The sequence below is a fragment of the Paenibacillus sp. S28 genome (genome assembly GCF_016624415.1).
GTDB lineage: Bacteria > Bacillota > Bacilli > Paenibacillales > Paenibacillaceae > Paenibacillus_AQ > Paenibacillus_AQ favisporus.
Genome location: NZ_JACVTM010000008.1, coordinates 47,974 through 70,098, shown reverse-complemented (window position 1 = coordinate 70,098; position 22,125 = coordinate 47,974). Strand labels below are relative to the sequence as shown.

The following is a 22,125-nucleotide window of genomic DNA, read 5'->3' as shown; positions in this document are numbered from 1 at the left end:
AGCTGCGCTTAACCCGCGGTGCCGGACTTCATTTCCTCCAGCAGTTGGCCGAACCGGTCGAAATTTTCCTCATTGCCGTTGATGCACATTTGTTTGATCTGCTCAAATTGCTTTTCCTTTTTGAACGTCTGGCGAAAAACAACTTTAGTCCGGCCCTTTTCTTCTTCAAACGTCGCCGTAACGCGGAACTGGGGCTCGGAGAGATGTTCCAGGACGACCCGCTCCATAGGGACAATTTCTACAAAAACGCTCTCGTTTGGATAATCCCGGCCATCCGGTCCGTGCATGGTGAATTTCCAGGCTCCGCCCGGCGTGATGTCGATTTCATGGAACGTATTCGTGAACCCGTGAGGCCCCCACCAGCGGGCCAATAAATCCGGGGTCGTCCAGGCCTGATACACAAGGTGCTGCGGTGCGTCGAACGCCCGTGTGGAAATAATTTCGTTCTTACCGATCGTCATGCCAATGTCCTCCTACAGGCTCAATTTTTTAGGCGCCTATTTTTTACCGGTAGGCCCATTATAAAAGGTGACGCCGCGTCAGGTGCAAGCCACTTTTTTAAGCAAACAAAAAACCCGCTCCAAGAGCGGGCTTGAACGAAATACCGAACTAAAATGCTTCGACTTCCTTCATCACCTGTTTTAACACGTCCATCGACGCAAAAAGATCGGTTTCGTATTCCAGGCCGTGATTCACGCCGGGGATCAAGCGCAGCAGCAGATTCGGATTTGCCCGAAGCTGCTGAAATCTCTCCTCGATATAGCAGCTGTCGTTGTCGCCGATGAAGCATAGGCTTCTCTGCTTACTGTGCATCATCGCGTTCCAGACGAAATCTCTGCCCAGCAGGGGAGTAAACCAGATGACCTTGGCCTTTCGGAACAGATCACGCTGCACCTCAAACCCAAGCGCAATCGTTCCAATGGACTTGCCGATCAGAATGTAGTCGTCGTAGGATGCGTTCTGCAGCACATGGTCGATCACGGCTCCGACATCGGTGCGGATCGCTTCGGCGATCTCATCAAAGCCGAACTCCCGGTAGAACGGATCATTATACTGATAGTTCACCTGCAGCACATCGTAGTTTTGGTTCAGATAAATCCCCATGGAGTAGTACAAAAGAGGCGCCTGTGCGGTGTACCCCTGTCCCGGAAAAATGATCGCCAAGCCGCTGGAGTTGGATTCTGCTTTAGACAATAAGGTATAGGATATTTCCCTGTCCTTATAACCTTGCACGCTGTCTGCCATGATCTTCATCCATAAACCTCCCTTTTCAGACATATCTAATGAGGGTTCACTTTTCTATCTAGATTAGCGATTTTCCTTAGATGCAGGTTCGCCTGCCAACCGTCCGACCGCCCTCATGATCGCTTCCCGAAGTTCATCAGTTTTGCCGGCACTGGCCGGATCGATCGATGGACCAAACGGGTTGGTCGGCATCCAGGCCGTGGCCAGAACCATGATGCTGGTCAGAAGAAACGCCGGGGAAAAATCCGTTCCGATGTGCCCGGCCTCCTGTGCTTTCGCCAGCTCCGCAATCTTGCGGTTATGGGCTTCCTTCCTCTGATCCAGCTGCTCCGTCTTCTGCTCCAGCGTAAACCATGTCATCAGCCGCATCAGGTCGGGATTGGCCATCATAAAATCAAAAACCCGCGCGGCATACCCCGGAAGATCTTCCGGAGTAAAGGCAAACTCCTCGTACACCCTCGTCAAATGCATTTCCAGCACGGTCGAGAAGAGCTGCTCTTTATTTTCAAAATAAATATAGATCATGTTCTTGTTGCACTTCGCCATCTTGGCGATCCGGTCCACCCGGGCGCCGGCAATTCCGTAGGCGGAGAACTCGGCCATGGCCGCCTCCAGTATTTTCTCTTTCGTAGCTTCGGCGTTACGCATAGTGGTTCCTCCCGTGTTTTTGCATAGGATTTACTATATCACGATTTTTAAGCCATTGACAAACCGGTTAGTTAGTTATATATTATGAACTAACCAGTTAGTTAGTAAACCTGATCGCTGGAAAAATCAATGGAAAGAAGGTCCTTTGAATGACTGTACAAACCTCTGATCATAAAATCGCACTCGTGACCGGCGGAAGCCGCGGTCTGGGCCGCAATACGATTCTTCAGCTTGCCAAACGCGGCGTCGATTCGATCTTTACCTATCACACCAATGAAACCGAAGCGCAGCAAGTCGTCCAGTCTGTCCGGGATCTGGGGCAGGAAGCTGTCGCCCTGCAGCTGAACACGGCAGACACCTCTTCCTTTGACGGTTTCGCCCAGAACGTCCGCCAAGTCTTGGCGGAGCTTGGGGCGAAGCGGTTCGATTACCTGGTTAACAATGCCGGAACCTCGCATCACAACTCCATCGAGCAGACAACCGAAGAAGAACTGGACCAGCTGTACAACGTCCACTTCAAGGGCGTCTTTTTCCTGACGCAAAAGCTGCTTCCCCTCATTAACGATGGCGGGCGCATCGTTAACATCTCCTCGGGGCTGACGCGCATGAGCATCCCGGGAAGCGCCGCTTATGCCTCGATGAAGGGTGCGGTCGAGGTGCTTACCCGGTACCTGGCCAAGGAGCTCGGCGAGCGCCGCATCGCCGTCAATACGGTGGCACCCGGAGCGATCGCGACCGACTTCAGCGGCGGCATGGTACGCGACAACGCCGAGCTGAATCAGCAGATCGCCGGCATGACGGCGCTTGGACGCGCCGGAGTTCCGGATGACGTCGGGCCGATGATTGCTTCCCTCCTCTCCGAAGACAACCGCTGGGTGAACGCGCAGCGAATCGAGGTTTCCGGAGGCATGTTAATCTGACGTCCCTTCCCCAACAAACGAAGAACTGCCTGTCCACATCGCGGAGGACAGGCAGTTCTCTTCATATATATAGGTGATTACAATGTGATCGCATTGCCGGTCTCCGACGATTTGTAGATGGCCTCGAGGATCTGCGTCACCACAAGCGCCTGCTCCGGCTTGACCAGCGGCTCCCGATCTTCCAGAATGGCATCGATCCACTGCTTCGCCTCCAGTTCGCCGGCGTTCAGCGATTCTCCTTCATAAAAGGCGATGCCGCCCCCTACAGAAGTGCTCGTTTCGACCAGCTGCCCATACCGCGTATGGTTAAATGTCACCGTGCCTTTGTTATCCCAGGCGTCGCCGAACATTTCGGCCCCGCCTTCGGTACCGCACAGGGTGACCTGCGCTTCTTTTGCGTTGATCATGTTCAGCGCCCACGAAGCTTCCAGCGTAATCGTCGCTCCATTTTCCATCTTAATGAAGCCAAAGGCCGAATCCTCCACCTTGAACTCTTCCGGATTCCATGGGCCGAACATGTTGCCGTCCATCTTATCCTTCAGCTTATGGAACGCAGACCCGACGACGAGCTTCGGCTTATAGTTGTCCATGGTCCATAGAGCCAGATCCAAGGCATGCGTGCCGATGTCAATCAGCGGGCCGCCGCCCTGCTTTTCGATATCCATAAACACGCCCCATGTCGGAACGCCGCGTCTGCGGATGGCATGCGCCTTTGCAAAATAAACCTCGCCAAGATCCCCTTGTTCACATGCCGTATATAGCGCTCTCGAATCCGAACGGAACCGGTTCTGGTAGCCAATCGTCAGCTTTTTGCCCGTGCGCTTCGCAGCATCCAGCATTTGCTGCGCCTCGGCGGTATTCATCGCCATCGGTTTTTCGCACATGACATGCTTGCCGGCTTCCAGCGCGGCGACCGTAATGACGGCATGCGTGCTGTTCGGGGTAAGCACATGCACCACGTCGATCGACGGGTCCTTGAGCAGCTCCTTATAATCCGTATATACCTTGGCTTCTTCCATTCCATACTCCTTGGCCGCAAGCTCCGCGCGATCCAGCTCGATGTCGCAAAACGCCGTCATTTCCGCCTTGTGGCGCTGCTTGGCCAGCGCGGGCAAATGCTTGCCCTTGGCGATCCCGCCGCATCCGATAATGCCGATTTTCAAAGTAGTCATCTGGTTCCCTCCCTGTTGGTTGTCTATCCGAAGTTCTGCCTTACTGTGCCAGCAGCCGCTGGATGTTGTCGAAGCTTTCCTTAACGCTGGCCAGCTCGCCTTTTACGGTCTGATCCTGTTCGACGATGATGTATTGAACCGTCCCAAGCTGTTCCGCTTTTTTCAGAATCGACGGAATGTCCATGACGCCTGCGCCGATCTCGGTGAAATCCTCCTGGTTTGCGGCTGAGAACACCACTTCATCGGTAAGATGTCCTGAAACCTTCTCCAGCAGATTCACCGGACTGGCCGACGGGGCAAGGTCCTTCTGGTGAAGAAGCCCGATCCGGCTGCCGTACTTGTCCATAAAAGCGATGGGATCCACGCCGCCGCGCAGCGCCCAGAACGTGTCGAATTCAATCTGAACCAGCTCCGGATCGGTATGCTCCAGCAGAATGTCCATAATGGTCTGGCCATCAAACTCCTGAAACTCATGAAAATGGTTATGGAAGTAGAACTGAATGCCGGCTTCTTTGGACTTGCGTCCGGACGCATTGAGCCATTTGGCCAATTCCACCGCATCCTCCCGGTCACGGAAAAAGGCGCACGGCATAACGATGCCCTTGCTTCCGATCTCCGCGTTATACCGAATGACCGCATCCAGATCCAGATTCGGATGATAGGCCACGTGGCTCGTGACCACCTGCAGGTCCAGCTTGTCCATCATGGCCTTCAGCTCCGCCGCCGTGTAGTCGACCTCGAACGTGCCGTCTTCCCGGATGTTATGAAACGCGAACTCGATGTTTTTGTATCCGATATCCGCTATGCTTTGCAGCGTCCCGGCAAAATCTTTAGCCAGCGCTTCCCGTACCGAAAACAGCTGCAGACCAACTGGAATTTGAATCATGTGAAATCACTCCTCTATAAAATTTAGGCTTTGACCGACGATGTGCGCAGGTCCAAATCTTGAACAATCTGCTTGTGCTCCTTGTCCAGCTTATACAGCACCAGACAACCGATTTGCAGAATGGTGAGTAGGATCGGTCCCAGGTAGAACAGGACGCGGATCATATCGGTCGCCTGCAGCGAAACCGCATCGGGATCATATCCGGCGAAACCAAGTGCATAAGCGACAACGGAGCCGCCGACGGCAATGCCGAACTTGGTGGCGAAGCTGTATGCCGAATACAGCATGCCTTCGGACCGGTGGCCGAACTTCCATTCATGGTAATCCACCGTATCGGCGAGCATGGAGAAGTTGGCCGGACTGTTAATGCCGATGCCAATGTTGGCAATAAAGAAAATGACGAGATACAGAAATGGCGGACTGCTTTCCAGGAAAAACAGCAATCCGTACAGCAGCACGGCGCCAGTCAAGGCCAAGATGCTGCCGTTACGCTTACCAAGCCTTCTGAGTACAAACGGGGCGAGTGCGCCTCCGACAAAGTTGGCGACATTCGCGAGTGTCAGGTACAGCGGGATCATTTCGGGCTGGCCCAGAACGTACTGAACGAAATACACCAGCACGCCGAACACGACGCCGATCCGCAGAAACATGAAGAGGGAGTTCAGGGCGATCATCACCCAAGGCTGATTGCCAAACATATGCTTGGCCGATGTGAGCGTGTTAAACTCTTTGGTTTTCTCGGCGCTCTCCGAGAACCGTTCTTTACATTTGAGAAACACCACATAAAACATCACGACGGCGACGACCGTGAAAATGCCCATCGTAACCGGGAACCCCAAGCGGTCGTTCCCGCCGCCGATCCATTTCACCAGCGGGTTGGTGAGCGCCGATACCGCGATGGCCCCAATGGCCATCCCCATGATCCGGAAGCTGCTGAGCTGGTTTTTCTCCTCCGGATCCTTGGTCATCATCGGCATCAGTGCGCCGTAAGGAAGGTTGACACCGGAATACAGGATCCCAAGAATCAGGTAGGTCAAATAGGCGTAGATCAGCTTCCCGCCTTCCGACCAATCCGGCGTAATGAACGTTAAGACGCTGAAGATGGCGAACGGAATCGTCAAAAAGAGAATGAACGGCCGCGCCTTGCCGAACCGGCTGCTGGTCTTGTCGATCATGACCCCGATCACCGGGTCGATCACCGCGTCAAGAATTCTTGTAATCAGAAACAAGGTGCCGATGGCCGTGGCGGCCAGGCCGTACACATTCGTGTAAAAATAGAGCAGATAGCTTGTCGTCATCCCCCAGACGAAGTTGGACGCCAAGTCTCCAAAGCCGTAACTGATTTTTTCGCTTAAGGACAGCTTTCCCGCCGCTTGAGCCATGTCTCATCACCACTTTTTGTGTTTTACAATGCGGTTTCTCGGTTTCCTATCCTGATGAACATGCTTGCTTTCTTCCCCCGGGCGAATCCGGAAAATCACCCTTCCTCCGGCAAAATGTAATGCGTTACATTTTAAGGTATGAAAAAGAGATATTGGCCTTACTGGTTGGTTTTGCTAAGCGGTACCTTTGATTCGCGCGAATCCGGATCCAGAAATGTAACGCATTACATTTCAGCGGTTTTAAAAAAACGGCTGCTTGGTAACCGTTTCTTTAAGCGATATTGTAAGCGATTTCTCGGAAGAGCGCAACCCCCATTTTTCACCTGTCAGCGGGAGCGCTTTGCCGTCGACTCCCGAATGACGATTTCATGAGGCAGCAGGATCGTCTTGTTCTCGCCCGCTTCTCCGCGCAAGCTTTGCAGGAGCGCCTCCATGGCGGCACGGCCGAGATCATACTTGGGCTGGCGTACCGTCGTGATAGGCGGCCGGCTCATCAGCGATTCCACCGTATCGTCGAATCCGACGACGGCGACGTCATCCGGCACCGATTTGCCCAGCGATAACGCCCCATTGACGCAGCCGATGGCTGTAGCGTCGCTGGAGCAGAAAATGGCGGTCGGATGCTCCGCAGCTTGAAGCCATTCGACGGCAAGGTCGTACCCGTTTTGGTACTCGTAGTCGCTCTCCCTGATCCACTCTTGGCGCACCTCGATCCCCGCCGATTCCAGCGCTCGCCGGTACCCCTGCTCCCGGGCGGCGGAAGAACTCTTCGCGTTTCCCCCTTTAACCATGGCAATTCGCCGGTGACCCAAAGACAGGAGGTGGGACACCGCATCATAAGCTGCCTGCTCATTGTCGACCGAAACGCTGTAAGCGTGCTGCACCTGCTCATATTCCGAGCACTGCACGATGCTGTAATCTTTCGCCAGCTGATCCAGCTCCTCCGCGCTCAAGGTGGAGGCCACGATGATGACGCCGTCGACGATTTTTTTCTTGAGCATCTGCAGCAGTTCTTCTTCCTTATCATGGTCGTCCTCGGAGGCGCAGACCAGCACCTGATATCCGTTCTTCTGAGCTACATCCTGTATGCCCTTATACACGTCCGCCATAATTGGAAAGACGAGGCTCGGAGTCAGCACCATAATGCGGCGCGTCTCCGCTCTTCTTAATTCCCTGCCGAGGGAATTGGGCTCATACTCCAGCGCTCTGATCGTTTCCATCACTTTCTTGCGCGTCGATTCCTTGACGAGGGGACTGTTGTTCAGCACCCGGGACACGGTCGCAACGGACACGCCGGCCGTCTTGGCCACGAACTGTATGGGTCTCATATAATAGGCCGCTCCTTTACTCCGTACAAATGGGTTTATCTTTCATTTTATCATAGATTTCAAAGCCAATTCCAATTACATGGTTGGCTGAAGCTCCATATTTTCATAGAAAACGCTGTACACGGGATACCCTTTATCAGGAGACCTGATGCCGAAATCAAACAGCTCGCCTGTGCCCATCTTGGCAGATTCAGCCTTTTTCAATACTGCCATGCCATGTATAATGTATGAATACGAAAACATAAGGACGGACTGCTTATGCTGCAATCGCTGAATGCCCGACTCAACCGAATCATGCCTTTGATTACGCCGGCCAGCATCGTCATCGGCGTCTTATGCGGAGGTTTGCTGTCTTCGTATACGTTCATGTCTCCCTGGCTGTTTGCTTTTATGACATTTGCCGGAAGCATCAGCTTAAGCTTCAAGGATTTTCTCAGTGTCATGAAAAGGCCGCTGCCGCTCTTCGCCTGCCTGCTCGTTTTGCATGTGATCATGCCGCTGGTCGCCCTCGGCACGGGCAAGGTTCTATTCCCGCTCGATGCTTATACGATCACCGGGCTTGTGCTTGCCGCCGTCATCCCTACGGGGGTCAGCAGCTTCGTATGGGTAAGCCTGTACAAGGGCCATATCGCGCTGACATTGTCCATCATCCTGGTCGACACGCTGATCGCGCCTTTCGCCGTTCCGGGCATTCTGTCGCTGCTGATCGGAACGAGCGTTCATATGGACATCCTGCCGATGATCAGCAGCCTGTTCGGCATGATCGTGGTCCCTTCCCTGCTCGGCATGGCCTTGAACGAATGGAGCAAAGGCGCCATCGTTCCGGTCTGGGGACCGCGCCTCAACCCGTTCTCCAAACTGGCCATGGCGCTGGTCATCATGATCAACGGCTCCGTGGTCGCTCCCTATCTGTCCGACATCAGCCCCCGGCTGGTCGGCATGGCTGCGGTTATCGTCTTTTTGGCCGCGGCCGGGTACCTGCTGAGCTTCGCGATCTCCGCCCTGATGGGCTGGAGCGAGCCGGAGCAGGTCGCCCTCGTCTTCAACGGCGGGATGCGCAACATCAGCGCGGGCGCCGTCCTGGCCGTCGCCTATTTTCCCGCGCCGGTCGCCGTTCCCGTCGTTCTGGGTATGGTCTTCCAGCAGATGATGGCGTCTCTGGTCGGACTCTTGCTCGGTCGCCGCACGCAGCTGCGTATCCAGCGGGAAGAATCAGGAAAAACGCAAACTCGCGCCCTGTAAGCATCCTGTAGGAGAAGCACAACGATCCTGTGCAGTCATTCGACTGTACGGGATTTTTTTCGTTTTGTGGCTTTTCAGAATTACGTGTAGACCTTACCTTATCATTTCGATCATAAAGTGGTGTGTTTTAATATAAACATACGACCTCTTTTTTGCAACCAGCCGTTTATCAGTCCTTGCCGCATCAAGGAATCAAGGAAGCCGGACAGCAATTTGGCGGGGTATTTCCTGCGGGAGCTAGAAGAACGAATATTTATATCAAAAAAAGAAGCTCACCCTTGACGTGAAGGGTAAGCTTCTTCTTGTTACTTGAATTTGATTTTGGTTTTGATTTTGCTCCCGCAGCCGCAAATGATCGTATGCTTCAAATTTTTGATCGGCTGGTGGCACATGGGGCATACACTTGGCTGAAGCATCATGCCGGATCACCCTCCCTTTCATTTGTTCGCACGCCTCGATCCATGCGGCTGCCGCCCTTAAGGGGCAAAACCGCTGCCGCCGCTTTACGCTTGGACGGTTAAGCCCAAACCTTCGGCAACGCGGGTTCCGTAATCCGGATCCGCTTTGTAGAAATGGGAGATCTGGCGCAGCTTAATTTCCTCCAGCTCTACCGGCTTCATCGCTTCCACGATGGTCCTGATGAGGCGGGCCTTCTCTTCTTCGCTCATCAAGCGGTACAAGTCCCCGGCTTGCGTATAGTGATCATCGTGATCGTAAGCCGTTTGTGCAGCATAGCCGTCAACCTCGAACGGAGTGATCCGGGCATGCGGATCTTCCTTCGGTCCGTTGAAGCTGTTAGGTTCGTAATAGACCGATCCGCCGCCGTTCGTACCCGAATTCATGTATCCGTCGCGCTGATAGTTGTTGACCGGTACCTTCGGACGGTTGATCGGCAGCTGGTTGTGGTTCGCCCCTACACGGTAACGGTGCGCATCCGCATAAGCGAACAGGCGGCCCTGCAGCATTTTGTCCGGGGACGGTTCAACGCCGGGAACGAGGTTGCCCGGAGAGAACGTGGCCTGCTCCACTTCGGCAAAATAGTTTTCCGGATTCCGGTCAAGCACCATTTTCCCAACCTCGATTAACGGATAATCCTTCTGGGACCACGTCTTCGTCACGTCAAACGGATCGAACCGGTACGTATTTGCGTCCTCCAGCGGCATGATCTGAACATACAGCGTCCAGGACGGATAGTCCCCTGCTTCGATCGCCTGCTGCAGGTCCTGAGTATGGTAGTCGGGATTTTCACCTGCCAGCTTTGCCGCCAGATCCGGATCCAGGTTCTTCACGCCTTGGTCTGTTTTAAAATGGTACTTGATCCACACGGCTTCACCCTGCTCGTTGACCCATTTGAATGTATGGCTGCCGAAACCGTGCATATGACGCAGCGTCGCCGGAATGCCGCGGTCGCCCATCAGGTAAGTAACCTGGTGCAGCGATTCAGGAGATAAGGACCAGAAATCCCATACGGCGTTCGGATTTTTAAGGTGCGTTCTCGGATCGCGCTTTTGAGTATGGATAAAGTCCGGGAATTTGATCGCGTCGCGAATGAAAAAGATCGGCGTGTTGTTGCCGACGATATCGTAATTGCCTTCTTCAGTGTAGAACTTTACAGCAAATCCGCGCGGGTCGCGGACGGTGTCTGCGGAGCCAAGTTCTCCCGCAACGGTCGAAAACCGGATAAAGAGGTCGGTTCGCTTGCCCTTGTCATGGAACAGCTTCGCTTTGGTATATTTAGACATGTCGTTGGTCACTTCGAAATAACCGTGTGCTCCGGCACCTTTCGCATGAACGACACGCTCAGGAACTCTCTCGCGATTAAAGTGGGCTAATTTCTCCAGCAGGTGAACATCTTGAATCAGGGTAGGACCGCGATGTCCGGCCGTGATGGAATTTTGGTTGTCCCCAACCGGGGCTCCCCAGCTCGTTGTCAGTTTATTGGAATCGGAATGATTTGTACTCATTAGCTCTCCACCTTTTTCGTAAAATGATCATCAAAAAACCTCATAAACAAATGATAACACTTATCAATTTAAAGTCAATATTTATTTAGAATAATTATAAATAAGATTTTTAAAACCGTTTGAAACGTTGGTCCGTCTGTACCACAGAGACAAAGAAAGGAGGGCTGCCCGCTTGGGCTCTCACGCAGAAATGAAAAAGGTTAGCATGGGTCAAGCCGGAGTAGAAACCGATGTTTATGACGCCATCATGGAGCACCGGGAAACGCTGCTGAACATCGCTTACAGCTATTTGCGCAATCGTCATGATGCCTTGGAGGCGCTGCAGGAAATGACGTGCAGGGCATGGGTCAAACGCTCGACGCTGAAAGACGGCAGGGCGCTGAAGGCTTGGCTCATCCGCATTCTCATTTATGTATGCATCGATGAGCAGCGGCGCCGGAAGCGGGCCGTTCCTACCGTGGATGAGCAGCTTGAGGAGATTAGCCAGCCTCATGAGCATTCAAAGCGTTCAACCACGATAAGGTCGACATGGGTCCCCTGCTGGAAAAGGTGAAGCCGAAATACCGCCATGTGCTGATCCTGAAATACTACAACGACCTGACGCTCACGGAAATCGCCGCGGTTCTCGGCAAACCGGAAGGCACGGTCAAAACGTGGCAGCATAAGGGGCTTGGCCAGCTCCGCAAATGGATGAAGAATCGGAGGGATTGGGAATGAACACGAACCCTGAAGAACAAGCCCTGCTTGCCGACGCGGCGCAGCTCCGGCGGGAAAGGATGCAAATCGGCGACACGGAAGCTACCGAGGCGACCCGGCGCGGGTTCGCGAATAGATCGGCTTCGCGGAAGCGGCGTTTCCTGCCCTATGCCGTCGCTGCAGTGGTGCTGGCCGTGCTGCTGGGTGCCAGATGGTGGCAGGGCGGCCCGATCGGCATTCCTGCACCGCATACGGCGAAGGATATGAGTTGGGGCGCATTGGAAAGGTACAGGGCCCTATCCACCAAAGACGTGGACCATGCGACACTCGAATCCGCAGTACGCAACGATTACATCCAAATCGTCAACAAGTCGGTTTCCTCCGGTCTTTACCGAATTACACTCGATGCCGTCACAGCAGACGAGAACAAGATGCTGCTGCTTTACACGGCAACGGCAGAGTCCAGCCATGAAATCAAAGCGGTGAACAGCGTCAAAGTGACCGATTTGAATTCAGGCAGGCCTCTGAATGCTGAGCTGCAGATCAGCAACGGAGACGTACACAGCTTCTCCGCTCTGAGCACGGTGATGCTTGACCGAAGCCAGCCTTTTCCGAGCCACATCGAGGTCGATCTTCAGGTGACCTCCGTAAATCCCGGGAAGCTGGGCGACCCCAAAACCAGAGCGGCCGCTACGGACTTCCTTTATTCCGACCGTATGAAAATTAACGTTGATTTAGAACCAAAATTTGAAAAGACGCCGACCGTTGTGATGCAGCCTGACCGGTCCATAAGCATCGACGGCCGTAAGGTTGTTCTCTCCAAAATGGAAATATCTCCGCTGATGACGCGAACCACCTTCGCGATCGATAACGGCAGCGAATTGGACTTCAAAACAAAGCAATCCATTCGAGACAAGCTCCGTTACATGACCATCGTCTCCACTAACAGAAATGGAAGGGCTGTGCAGCTGAGTCCGGTAGCCGGAAACGGGACCGACGAGGGCTTCCAGCAAATATTCAGCAGCAGCATGCTCGACAAGCCCCGCTCGCTTGTGCTGAAGATGTACATCGATTCGGACACAGGTGCCCCCAAACCGCTAAAGGATCTGCCCGTCGTTGAACTGAAAATCAAATGATGGCTGTAATGAAGACTAAAAAACCGCGATATATTCCCGGTTTTTTAGTCTGCTGCCTTATGATCCGGGCTCGGGCATCGGGATCTTCATCTACTCATCTCCTGACCAAACTTGGCGTGGAGAAACGACAGTTTCTCCAGACTGAATCGCCTGCTGCATGAGCATGCCTAAATAATGATCCTGCGAAGCATCAGAGAGACTGTAGAAACTGGGCCCGCCCGCAGCGTAGACAGCCATTTGCTGCAGGCAGCAGGCAATCGCGATTTCGTCGTCGTACAGCCTTGCAGGAGCAAACGGATTGTTATACACCCACCGTTCTCCTGCCATGATCCCCTCCAGAAAGTACCCTTCTTGATTCTCGAGCTCACCCTTATTGATTCGCTTGAAGTTCAAATAAAGCGGCGTACGGAAGTCCTTCAGGACCGTCAGCCGGTCATCGAATATTTCGCCCCGCTCCCCCCGAACCGACAGGTGGTTCGAGCGGATCCAGGAACGATGCTGCTCCGCGGTGAAATCGTAGATCCCGAGCTTGCCGCCGAAATCCAGCCAGGCCAAATCTCGCCGGGACGTCACGATCTGTTCTTCCGGCGGCGGTCCGCTCCGGGTAGGTCCTGCCACCCAGTCGGACTCAAACCGCATTGCCCGAACGCGGACGTCTTCAAATCCAATACCGAGCATCTTCCGAAGCAGGGCGGCTCCGTGGTAAAAGTGTGAAATCGATACGGTTGCCTGGGTTACGTTCCCGAGCAGCCCTTCCCGAATGATAGCCATTCTAGCTTGATTCATCGGATGGAACGGATACTGCTCGGCGACCTGCACCCGCGCACCACGGCGTGTCAGCTGGTCATGCAGCCTGATCAGCCCGTCCAAATCAGGTGCAGGAGGCGTTTCCGCCAATGCGGGAATGCCATGGTCCGCAAGCTGAATCAAATACTCCGCGCAAGCCGATGCGCTGACGGATACAACCATGAAATCCGGCTGCGGGCCGGTCAACAGCTGTTCAAGCGTCCTATATGCGGCCACCTGCCACTGGCGCTCCATCGCCTGGCCTTTGGCTGCGTCCCGGACCACCATTCCCGTGACCTGGAATTTCTCTGGAAGCGCTTGCGCAATTCTTAAAAAATATTGGGCCCGAAATCCACCGCCACCGATAATGCCGAAAGTTGCAGGCCTTCCCATAACAACACCTCCTTTTTATTGAGAGCAGCCCGAAGGCGGCAGTACCATGAGCGACAGCCATGAACGAATCGCGGATATCGCCCGCTTCTCCCTTGGATAATAACTACCTTAGCACTGGCCCTGATCATTGACAATCCGCCGATAGTCAGAAGAAAGAACCGGCCGTTGGCCGGTTCTTCCCCGATGAGGATGGAACTATTTTTTCTTGTGTACCTGTCATCATTGTTCCCGGAAGAATTCCAAGCTTCGTATGATGATTTATTCCGCCTGATACCGATCATAAGCCGCCTGATACACGGACATGTACTGGTCCAGTCCCATTTTCTTTAAGTTATTGACGTACCCGTCCCACTGATCGAAAGACGCGGAGCCGTTAATGAATTTTGCTTCCATTTCCGTGGTGTAATCCTCAATGTCCTTGCCGATAGAAGACATGACCTCCGTCTCCTCCGGCGTATAGTTAAAGTTATACAGGATGTTCTTCACCGCGTAAGGCTTGGCTTTTTCGGCCGCGGCCATGGAATTCGGGAGCGTCTCCGACCCTTTGAAATACTTTTCCGTCACGAAGCCGGGATAGCTTCCACCCAGCCAGGTGAAGTATTTGGCCAATACCTGGTCCTGGGTCAGCCCGTCCGGATTGTTCGTGATTTCGTCCACGTATTTCAAATTGCCGCTCGCGTCACTGGTATACGTCTCCCCTTCCTTGCCCATGAAATACAGCTTGGCGCCTTCATCGCTGTAGAAGTAATCCATCCAGCGGATCGTGGCTTCCGGATACGGATCTTTATTGGTAATGGCAAAAGCGCCGACATGCACCATCGGAACTTTGACATGGGCATACAGCTGGTCACCATGCGGCCCTTTCAAGGCTCCGAGTCCCGTAAATTCCTTGCGCCCCATCACGGTTTCAGGGTTCGGCACCACTGTTGAACCGAGCAGACCGGCTTGACCCTTGGCGTTCAAGGCGCTGCCCTCGATCGTAAATATTTCGGGATCGATCAGCCCCTCCTTATAGAGCTTGCTTATAAACTGCAGCACCTCTTTGTACTTCGGCAGGGTTTTGATAAAACGAAGCTTGCCTGTCCCAGGGTCCACATCCACCAGCTTATGCCCAAGGCCGCTGGTACCGAGCCCCCAGACTCCTTTCATGTGGTCGATCAGTGCCGTGACGCCGCCGGCGCTGAACGGAATCTCGTCATGCTTGCCGTTCCCGTTCAGGTCCGTCGCCTTGACCGCCTGCAGGTACTTGTAAAATTCCTCGGTCGTCTGCGGTTCCTCCATCCCCAGCTTCTTCAGCCAATCCTGGTTGATCCACAGCGGCGTACCGATCAGCATGGAGAAAAGGTCCGGGTCATAAAAGGACGGAAGCGAATAAATGTTGCCGTCCGGCATCGTCAACCCTTTGCGGATGTCCGGATATTTATCCATCAGCTTTTTGAAATTGGGCGCATATTTATCGATCAGGTCGTTTAACGGGATGAAGACGCCCTCCTGCCCGTACCGGGCGAGCTCAGCCGATCCGACGCGCGCCGAATAAAAGACGTCCGGATAGTCGCCTCCCGCCAGCGCCAGGTTCCTCTTCTCGGTCAGCGTTTCAAACGGCACCAGATTGAACTTCACCTGGACATTCGACATTTGGCTGTACGTTTTCCAAATCAGCGTATCTTCAAATTTGCTGCCGTTGGTCGGCGACTTGCCTGTGAAAAAGGTCAGCTCAATATCACCTCTTTCAACCGGACCTTTAAAAAGGTGACCGGCATCACGCCGGGTGCCTACCGCAAAAGGCATTGGCTTCAGAGCACCAGCCAAAGCGGTTAGCGGAACCTGGATGCAGCGCTCCGCTCTTTTCACATGTTGATCCAACACAAAAACAGCCAATCGCCGGTTACATACAGGCGAATGGCTGTTTTTTTCTTGATTTTACATATCGAAAACAATAAAAATCTGCTCTAATCCATATCCTGTGTACACTGATGTTTCTGCGACTAAACGCTATATCAAAGTGTCACGTCAATCGACCATGGGAACAGCCTAATTGATATATTGGATTTCCTTCAGCATCCGGACGATCATGACCGCCATTTCGGCACGAGTGCAAGTCTCGTCCGGACGCAGTGCGCCATGCTGGTCACCTTGCATAATTCCCGCCTGAACGATCTTCATCATCGCATCATGGGCCCAGCTGGCGATCTCTTCTTGGTCAGCGAAACCCTCGAGACTCACTTGTTCAACGCTGCCTTGAGTATCCGCTTTGCCTGAGTACGTCATGAATTTACTGATCATCAGCGCCATTTCCTGCCGGGTTACCGCGCGATCCGGAAGAAATCCGCCGTCACCTGCCCCCTGGATGATTCCTGCCTTCGTGGCCGATTGTACTTCCGCCGCATACCAGTCCTTATCGTCAACATCGTCGAAGATACTTGTTCCTGCCTGTTCGGGGAGCTGAAGCGCCCGGGCCAGCAGCACAGCAAATTCCGCCCGGGTAACGGTGTCTCCGGGAGCGAAGCTGGACGCCGTTTTCCCTTGAAGCAGCCATTTGTTGGCAAGCAGCAGGACATCCCCCTGCGACCAATGGTTCTGAAGATCCGCAAAGGATGCGTTTCGTTGAAGCAGAACAATCACATCCGCTTCGAAGCCTTTATGAAGAACCGTAGCTGTCTGTGAACCGGCTGCGTCCTTTCCAAACATAGCCGGAACGAAACGGAAGGTTTGCCCGGTCGGCTGTAAAACGGCAGCAGATGCATGATCAGGCTGAAGTTTACCGCCAGCGCTGTCGTCAAGCAAAAAAGTCAGTTTATCTATATTGACCGCGTGTGCTATTCCTGCACCATCCTGAACCGCCGAGACATTAAACTGGAACGGTTCGGTTATCATTTCGGCATGCGCGCGCTTTGCGGCGTCTTGGATTTGTGATTTCAACCCGGCGTCCGGGCGTTTCATCGTAAACAACAACCCTTCGCCATTCGTACCTTCCGATGGATTACCCGAATCCGCCATCTTGATCTCCTTGAGCGGCAATACAACGCTGCCACCCGGTGTCGCCCACTCGATCTTCAGATCCGGGTTGATGGATAAAAGCCGATGGATGAGTGGTCCGGAAAGACGGAGCCCCCAGCTCTGATCTCCTTCCTCGGTACGCACATGGATGCGCCCTTGCTTGACCTCTTCCTCGTGAAGCAAGATCGTCCCTTTCATTTGATCGTACTCGATTTGGAGGGAGAGCGGCTGAAGAGCCGGCGTTTCGGGCGGTTTACCGCCAGCGTTAGACGACGAACCACTGCTGCCTCCTCCGGCAATGACCGGCTCGCTGACCCTGATCAGCGCAGTCGCCGCCTGTCCTCCGTACGTTGCCGTAATGACGGTTTGCCCGGCTGTCAGCCCCGTAACCAGTCCATCGGAGTCTACCTTGGCTATGTTCGGATCATCGATATGGTAATCCACCAATCCGGTCACATCTTTCTCCGTTTGATCCGAATAACTGGCGATGGCCTGAATCCGTATTTGTCCGCGCGTCCGTAAATCGTAGGAAGGAGAATCCAATGTCAATCCGTTCAGAACGGCATACACCGTGACGGAAGCTGTCGCCGTCAGGGCCTCGGCTCCTTCGCCATATACGGCCGAAACTACGCTCGTTCCAGGCTTCAAGCCGTAAATATACCAGTTGTCATCCTCCTGACCCACTTTGATCATTTCCGGATCATATTGCCACTGGACTTCTGAGGTCCAATCGACGGTCGATGATCCATCTACCGTTTGCACCACCGTAGGGGCCTTTCCCCCCACTTCAATGGAATAGTCTGAAGGAACGATAAACATGCCGTCGCCAAAGTCGATACGGATCTCCGGCATCAGCTCTTCCTCGCCAATAAATCCGCGGATCACCGCGGTACCCGATTGGAAAGAGCTGATCAGCGCGGTATAGACACCCTGGCTCTTATAGGTAAAATCTGAAAGGTTGCCAAGCGTTGTGTCACCATGAACCTCCGGATGCTGATCTGTCAGGTTACCGAAAGCGTCTTTGATTTCGATCGTGATTACTGAGAGACCGAGTCCATTCGCCGGAAGCTCCGTCGCGCCGGCTGTGATGACGGAACTTTCCAATACATAGGGTCCAGCCGTAAATTCAACCTCAGCTTTACCCTCAAGCGGAATTCCGTCCAGCGTAGCGGTCAAAACAGCTGTTCCGGCCGTTGTCGACGTGACCGAAGCTTCATAGCTTCCGTCCGGAAGAACCGCTGTGTCCGTGATCGAGCCAAGCGACGATAAGATCTGCACCTGACTGCCGTCATCCGAATAAACGTCATTTCCGTTCTCGTCTTTCAGCCGGACGCTGACCGCAGCCGAACTGATTCCGTCTGCCGTTACACTGTCCTTGTCAACGGAGACCGTTGAGACTGCCGCCGAAGGGGCCCCCGGCGAGAAGATGACCGTGGCTGTCTGCGTTAATTCAACACCGTTTAATACGCCGGTGACGGTGGCCGTTCCTGCCGCTTTCGAAGAAGTCAGGACGGCGGAATACGTTCCGCTGCCATAATCGGTTACTTCGCTTATGGAACCCGAGTCGGCCATGAGCTCGAGGTCTCCCCCGCTTGAGGTCAGATTGTTCCCATAGGCATCTTTAAGCTGAACGGTGATGGTGGAAGTGCTCTGTCCATCAGCGGTGATCACGTTCGGACTGACAGTCAATAAGGACGTCTCCGGTGAAGCTGCTCCCGGTACGAAATCGACCATTGTCTTCCCTTCCAGATCAACCCCATCAAGCTTCCCGGTGATCACTGCCTTGCCGGTTCCAAGCGGTGCCGTAAGCACTGCTGTGTAGCTGCCGTCTTCGTGATCCGTCACGGTGCCCAGCGTCCCGCCTGTCGTGCTGAGCATTACGTCTCCGCCGCTCGTCGTTAAGTTATTCCCGTAGGCGTCCTTCAGCTGCACCGTGATCAACGTCTGGCTGCTGCCGTCTGCTGTGATCGAATTCTCGCGTGCGGAAATGGCCGATGCAGCGGCGGATGCCGCACCCGGAACAAAATGGACGGTCGTTGTCTGCGTCAGGCTTGTTCCCGACAGCTTCCCGCTGATTACCGCCGGTCCAGCGGCAGTAGATGCCGTAAGCACGGCCGAATAGCTGCCGTCATCATGATCCGTTACGGTGCCCAGCGTCCCGTCTGTTGTGCTGATCGTCACCGGTCCGCCGCTGGTCGTCAGGTCGTTCCCGTAGGCGTCTTTCAGCTGGACGGTAATCAACGTCTGGCTGCTGCCGTCCGCGGTGATCGAACTCTCGCGTGCGGAAATAGCTGATGCAGCGGCGGATGCCGCACCCGGAACAAAATGGACAGTCGCTGTCTGTGCCATGTTTGTTCCCGACAGCTTCCCGCTGATCACCGCCGTTCCGGCCGCCGTCGGTGCTGTAAGCACAGCCGTATAACTGCCGTTTCCATGATCCGTCACCGCTCCCAATGCCCCGGCCGTGGTGCTTAATGACACGGGGCCGCCGCTGGCCGTAAGCTGGTTCCCGTAGGCATCTTTAAGCTGCACGGTCACCTTCGTGCGGCTGCTCCCGTCCGCCGTGATCGCGCTCTCGCTTGCACTCAAGGCCGATTTGGCGGCGGATGCCGCACCTGGAACAAAAGTCACAGCGGCGGTCTCCGCCAGGGCCGTGCCTGACAGTTTCCCACTGACGACGGCCGGACCGGCGGCTGTTGGCGCCGTGAGCTCGGCTGTATAACTGCCGTCGCCGTGATCGGTCACGGGACCTAACTTGCCGGCCGTCGTGCCCAGCGTCACGACTCGGCCGCTGGTCGTCAGGCTGTTTCCGTAGGCGTCCTTAAGGTGAACGGTAACTGTCGCTTTACTGGTCCCATCGGCCGTAAGGGTAGCCGGACTTACCGTCAGAGTTGACTTGGCCGCGGAAGACGCCCCTGGGACAAAAGTTACGGCAGCAGTCTGCGACAAGCTTGTTCCCGACAGTTTGCCGCTGATCGCAGCCTTTCCGGCAGCGGTTGGCGCCGTGAGCTCGGCTGTATAGCTCCCGTCTCCGTGATCCGTTACCGCTCCCAGCGTCCCCGCCGTCGTGCTCAGCGTCACCGGTCCACCGCTGACCGTCAAGTTATTGCCATTCGCATCTTTTAATTGAACAGCGATGGTTGTGCTGCTTCTCCCGTCTGCCGTGATCGACGATAGAGCCGCAGTTACCGTGGACTTGGCGGCAGATGCCGGGCCGGGGACAAAGCCGACGGTGGCCGTCTGGCTCATGGATGTTCCCGATACTTTCCCGCTGACCGTGGCCGTACCGGCAGTTGCCGGTGCCGTAAGCTGGGCTGTATAGCTGCCGTCTCCGCGGTCCGTTACCGCACCCAGCGTTCCCGCCGTTGTGCTGAGCGTCACCGTTCCACCGCTGGCGGTCAAGTTGTTGCCGTTCGCATCCTTCAGTTGAACAGTGATGGTCGACTTGCTGCTGCCGTTCGCCGTAAGCGTCGTTGGGCTCGCCGACAGAACGGATTGGGAAGCCGATGCCGCTCCGGGAATGAACTTTACATTTGCCGTTTGGCTCAGAGCCTTTCCGTTCAACTTCGCGCTGACGACACCCGTTCCCACAGTGGTCGGCGAGGTCACAATGGCTGTATAGGTGCCATCCCCCTTGTCGCTGACCGGACCCAATGTCCCTGCCGTCGTTCTGAGCGTTACTGATCCGCCGCTGGCCGTCAGGCTGTTCCCGTTCGCATCTTTTAATTGTACGGTAACCGTGGCTTTACTCGTCCCATTCGCGGTCAAGGATAGGGGATTTACAGTAAGCGTGGATGCCTCGGTCGATGCCGCTAACGGTGTGATTACCACCGATCCCTGCCCGGACAACGGATAGCCGTTGATCGTCCCCGTAATTTTCGCCGTACCTGCTTCAGAGCCCGGAGTCAATTCGGTGCTGTAGGTCCCGTTTCCATTATCTGTTACTTCGCTAAGACGACCGAGCGTAGACATTAGTTCGAGCTGCCCCTCACCAGCTGTAAGAGACTCGTTAATCCCATCCTTCAGCGTAACTGTAATAGCTGACTTGCTAATCCCGTCTGCCTGAACCGATCCAGGATTCGCTGCAAAATTTGCGCCTGCGGGATAGGTCCTGATCGGGTTTATGGAATATGTGAGCTTGTTGGTATCCACTCCAAACTGGTCGTCGGTGTTCCACCCCCAGCTCCATATCGTGCCGTCACTCAGCAGCCCGACGCCAAAATTGGCTCCGGCCGAGAAGCTGGTAACGCCGGCTAGGTTCACCTTGGTCGCTTTGGGATATCCCGAATTTTGAAGACCCCACCACCATAACGTACCGTCGCTCTTCATGGCTACGTTGATTTGGATACCGCCTGCAACCCCAACGACATCCGTAAGCGGTTCGCCTGTTGAGTCGAGTACCTGGATGGCAGTCGTTGTGTTTCCGCCTCCATTGCCGAGGTTACCGTACAAATTGTTCCCCCAGCTCCAGACCGTCCCGTCACTCTTTAATGCAAACGAGGCAATATCATTCGAGGCAACATCAACGACATCCGTTAGGAGGTCTCCGCTGCTCATTTTTACTTGCACCGGGTATTCGGCATCTTTTGTTGATCCGTTTCCCAGGGCTCCATAGCCGCCATACCCCCAAGCCCAGACCGTCCCGTCTTCTTTGAGGGCCAACACGTGGTATTGACTGCCGGCCACATCCTTAACACCGGTTAAATACGCATTGGCCGAAGCTTTGATTTGGACCGCCCGATTGCTGGAATTGTCGGTACCCGCCAATGTGCCGGAGATCCCGAAGCCCCACAGAGTACCGTCATTTTTAATCACAAACGTTTCTTGGCCTGCCGCTTGAACTCTTTTTACTTCGGTGAGGGGCACCCCAGCGGAAGTTATCACTTGAACGGCTTGGGATTGGTCCGTCATGGTTCCGTCGCCAAGCTGTCCATACCTATTGAATCCCCATGTCCAGACGGTTCCATCCGACTTTAGGGCGGCTGAATGCCAGGTGCCTGCTGTTATTCCGGTTACGCCCGTCAGGACCGTTCCGCCCGTTTGCAGCACTTGCACTGGACGCTGGACATTATTCCCGCTCGTCCCGTTGCCTACTTCGCCAGCCTCGTTGCCCCCCCAACCCCAAACGGTACCGTCAGCTGTCAGCATGAGGGAGTGATAACCGCCAGCCGCTATGTCTTGAATATCGTAAGGCGCAGCCGCTGAAGAAGCGAATGCTTGTACAGGCGGAAATGAATAAATGGATGGAAGCCCGATGCATAAACAAAGGAATATCAATCCAGCCTGTTTCCATCGCCAAAGCAATATGATCAACTCCTAAACCTAAGATT

Annotated in this window: 16 protein-coding genes; 5 read left to right on the top strand and 11 right to left on the bottom strand. The window is 54.5% G+C overall.

The genetic code is table 11. The features are described 5' to 3' along the window. Positions 1 to 8: 8 nt before the first annotated feature. The 3 genes from IAE55_RS19680 to IAE55_RS19670 form a co-directional block, all read right to left on the bottom strand. Entirely contained in the window at positions 9 to 461 is a 453-nt protein-coding gene (locus tag IAE55_RS19680) for an SRPBCC family protein (protein ID WP_105443852.1), read from the bottom strand. Positions 462 to 609: 148 nt separating this feature from the next. Then, positions 610 to 1,254 (bottom strand): alpha/beta hydrolase, encoded by a 645-nt coding sequence (locus IAE55_RS19675; protein ID WP_200633649.1) that lies wholly within the window; start codon positions 1,252 to 1,254, stop codon positions 610 to 612. 54 nt (positions 1,255 to 1,308) lie between these two features. Next, complete coding sequence (locus tag IAE55_RS19670) at positions 1,309 to 1,893, bottom strand: TetR family transcriptional regulator (RefSeq protein WP_145156553.1); 585 nt, start codon at positions 1,891 to 1,893, stop codon at positions 1,309 to 1,311. Between the two features lie 149 nt (positions 1,894 to 2,042). On the opposite strand from IAE55_RS19670, the gene IAE55_RS19665 reads away from it, so the two are divergent. Further along, positions 2,043 to 2,813 (top strand): SDR family NAD(P)-dependent oxidoreductase, encoded by a 771-nt coding sequence (locus IAE55_RS19665; protein WP_200633648.1) that lies wholly within the window; start codon positions 2,043 to 2,045, stop codon positions 2,811 to 2,813. Between the two features lie 77 nt (positions 2,814 to 2,890). Here IAE55_RS19665 and IAE55_RS19660 read toward each other — a convergent pair whose 3' ends face one another. From IAE55_RS19660 to IAE55_RS19645, 4 genes are all read right to left on the bottom strand, one after another. Further along, complete coding sequence (locus tag IAE55_RS19660; protein WP_200633647.1) at positions 2,891 to 3,985, bottom strand: Gfo/Idh/MocA family protein; 1,095 nt, start codon at positions 3,983 to 3,985, stop codon at positions 2,891 to 2,893. Positions 3,986 to 4,025: 40 nt separating this feature from the next. Then, the gene (locus IAE55_RS19655) at positions 4,026 to 4,871 is read right to left on the bottom strand and encodes a sugar phosphate isomerase/epimerase family protein (protein ID WP_145156550.1); all 846 of its coding nucleotides are present in this window, start codon (positions 4,869 to 4,871) and stop codon (positions 4,026 to 4,028) included. Between the two features lie 23 nt (positions 4,872 to 4,894). Then, positions 4,895 to 6,253 (bottom strand): MFS transporter, encoded by a 1,359-nt coding sequence (locus IAE55_RS19650; protein WP_145156549.1) that lies wholly within the window; start codon positions 6,251 to 6,253, stop codon positions 4,895 to 4,897. Positions 6,254 to 6,579: 326 nt separating this feature from the next. Continuing rightward, positions 6,580 to 7,581 carry a LacI family DNA-binding transcriptional regulator gene (locus tag IAE55_RS19645; RefSeq protein WP_200633646.1) on the bottom strand — a complete coding sequence of 334 codons (1,002 nt, stop codon included), beginning with the start codon at positions 7,579 to 7,581 and terminating at the stop codon, positions 6,580 to 6,582. Between the two features lie 258 nt (positions 7,582 to 7,839). On the opposite strand from IAE55_RS19645, the gene IAE55_RS19640 reads away from it, so the two are divergent. Further along, positions 7,840 to 8,823 carry a bile acid:sodium symporter family protein gene (locus IAE55_RS19640; RefSeq protein ID WP_200633645.1) on the top strand — a complete coding sequence of 328 codons (984 nt, stop codon included), beginning with the start codon at positions 7,840 to 7,842 and terminating at the stop codon, positions 8,821 to 8,823. Between the two features lie 503 nt (positions 8,824 to 9,326). Here the strand turns inward: IAE55_RS19640 and katA are convergent. Further along, positions 9,327 to 10,787, bottom strand: coding sequence for a catalase KatA (gene katA, locus IAE55_RS19635; protein WP_105443860.1), 1,461 nt, complete (start codon positions 10,785 to 10,787; stop codon positions 9,327 to 9,329). A 172-nt stretch (positions 10,788 to 10,959) separates the two neighbouring features. Between katA and IAE55_RS33890 the strand changes: the two genes are divergently transcribed. Genes IAE55_RS33890 through IAE55_RS19625 form a run of 3 tightly spaced genes read left to right on the top strand, consistent with a single transcriptional unit; the run spans position 10,960 to position 12,619 of the window. After that, a complete protein-coding gene (locus IAE55_RS33890) occupies positions 10,960 to 11,340 on the top strand; it encodes an RNA polymerase sigma factor (RefSeq protein WP_234489710.1) in 381 nt (126 codons plus the stop codon). Next, complete coding sequence (locus tag IAE55_RS33885) at positions 11,316 to 11,504, top strand: RNA polymerase sigma factor (RefSeq protein ID WP_234489709.1); 189 nt, start codon at positions 11,316 to 11,318, stop codon at positions 11,502 to 11,504. Before IAE55_RS33890 ends, IAE55_RS33885 begins: the two co-directional genes overlap by 25 nt. Further along, positions 11,501 to 12,619 (top strand): DUF4179 domain-containing protein, encoded by a 1,119-nt coding sequence (locus IAE55_RS19625; RefSeq protein ID WP_200633644.1) that lies wholly within the window; start codon positions 11,501 to 11,503, stop codon positions 12,617 to 12,619. Before IAE55_RS33885 ends, IAE55_RS19625 begins: the two co-directional genes overlap by 4 nt. A gap of 90 nt (positions 12,620 to 12,709) precedes the next feature. On the opposite strand, the gene IAE55_RS19620 is transcribed toward IAE55_RS19625, so the two are convergent. The 3 genes from IAE55_RS19620 to IAE55_RS19610 all read right to left on the bottom strand — a co-directional run bounded on the left by IAE55_RS19620 (position 12,710) and on the right by IAE55_RS19610 (position 22,072). Beyond that, positions 12,710 to 13,798, bottom strand: coding sequence for a Gfo/Idh/MocA family protein (locus IAE55_RS19620; protein WP_200633643.1), 1,089 nt, complete (start codon positions 13,796 to 13,798; stop codon positions 12,710 to 12,712). A gap of 258 nt (positions 13,799 to 14,056) precedes the next feature. Continuing rightward, on the bottom strand, positions 14,057 to 15,661 hold the full coding sequence (locus IAE55_RS19615; RefSeq protein ID WP_234489708.1) for an extracellular solute-binding protein: 1,605 nt from the start codon (positions 15,659 to 15,661) through the stop codon (positions 14,057 to 14,059). A 168-nt stretch (positions 15,662 to 15,829) separates the two neighbouring features. After that, positions 15,830 to 22,072, bottom strand: a complete 6,243-nt coding sequence (locus IAE55_RS19610) for an invasin domain 3-containing protein (protein ID WP_267918365.1) — start codon at positions 22,070 to 22,072, stop codon at positions 15,830 to 15,832. Positions 22,073 to 22,125: the final 53 nt, after the last annotated feature.

What these genes read in the sequence shown, in the direction of transcription:
- IAE55_RS19670 (WP_145156553.1), bottom strand. Translation starts at nt 1,893, where the DNA reads ATGCGTAACGCCGAAGCTACGAAAGAGAAAATACTGGAGGCGGCCATG.
- IAE55_RS19665 (WP_200633648.1), top strand. Translation starts at nt 2,043, where the DNA reads ATGACTGTACAAACCTCTGATCATAAAATCGCACTCGTGACCGGCGGA.
- IAE55_RS19660 (WP_200633647.1), bottom strand. Translation starts at nt 3,985, where the DNA reads ATGACTACTTTGAAAATCGGCATTATCGGATGCGGCGGGATCGCCAAG.
- IAE55_RS19655 (WP_145156550.1), bottom strand. Translation starts at nt 4,871, where the DNA reads ATGATTCAAATTCCAGTTGGTCTGCAGCTGTTTTCGGTACGGGAAGCG.
- IAE55_RS19675 (WP_200633649.1), bottom strand. Translation starts at nt 1,254, where the DNA reads ATGAAGATCATGGCAGACAGCGTGCAAGGTTATAAGGACAGGGAAATA.
- IAE55_RS33885 (WP_234489709.1), top strand. Translation starts at nt 11,316, where the DNA reads ATGGGTCCCCTGCTGGAAAAGGTGAAGCCGAAATACCGCCATGTGCTG.
- IAE55_RS19620 (WP_200633643.1), bottom strand. Translation starts at nt 13,798, where the DNA reads ATGGGAAGGCCTGCAACTTTCGGCATTATCGGTGGCGGTGGATTTCGG.
- IAE55_RS19680 (WP_105443852.1), bottom strand. Translation starts at nt 461, where the DNA reads ATGACGATCGGTAAGAACGAAATTATTTCCACACGGGCGTTCGACGCA.
- IAE55_RS19640 (WP_200633645.1), top strand. Translation starts at nt 7,840, where the DNA reads ATGCTGCAATCGCTGAATGCCCGACTCAACCGAATCATGCCTTTGATT.
- IAE55_RS19650 (WP_145156549.1), bottom strand. Translation starts at nt 6,253, where the DNA reads ATGGCTCAAGCGGCGGGAAAGCTGTCCTTAAGCGAAAAAATCAGTTAC.
- IAE55_RS19645 (WP_200633646.1), bottom strand. Translation starts at nt 7,581, where the DNA reads ATGAGACCCATACAGTTCGTGGCCAAGACGGCCGGCGTGTCCGTTGCG.
- katA (WP_105443860.1), bottom strand. Translation starts at nt 10,787, where the DNA reads ATGAGTACAAATCATTCCGATTCCAATAAACTGACAACGAGCTGGGGA.
- IAE55_RS19625 (WP_200633644.1), top strand. Translation starts at nt 11,501, where the DNA reads ATGAACACGAACCCTGAAGAACAAGCCCTGCTTGCCGACGCGGCGCAG.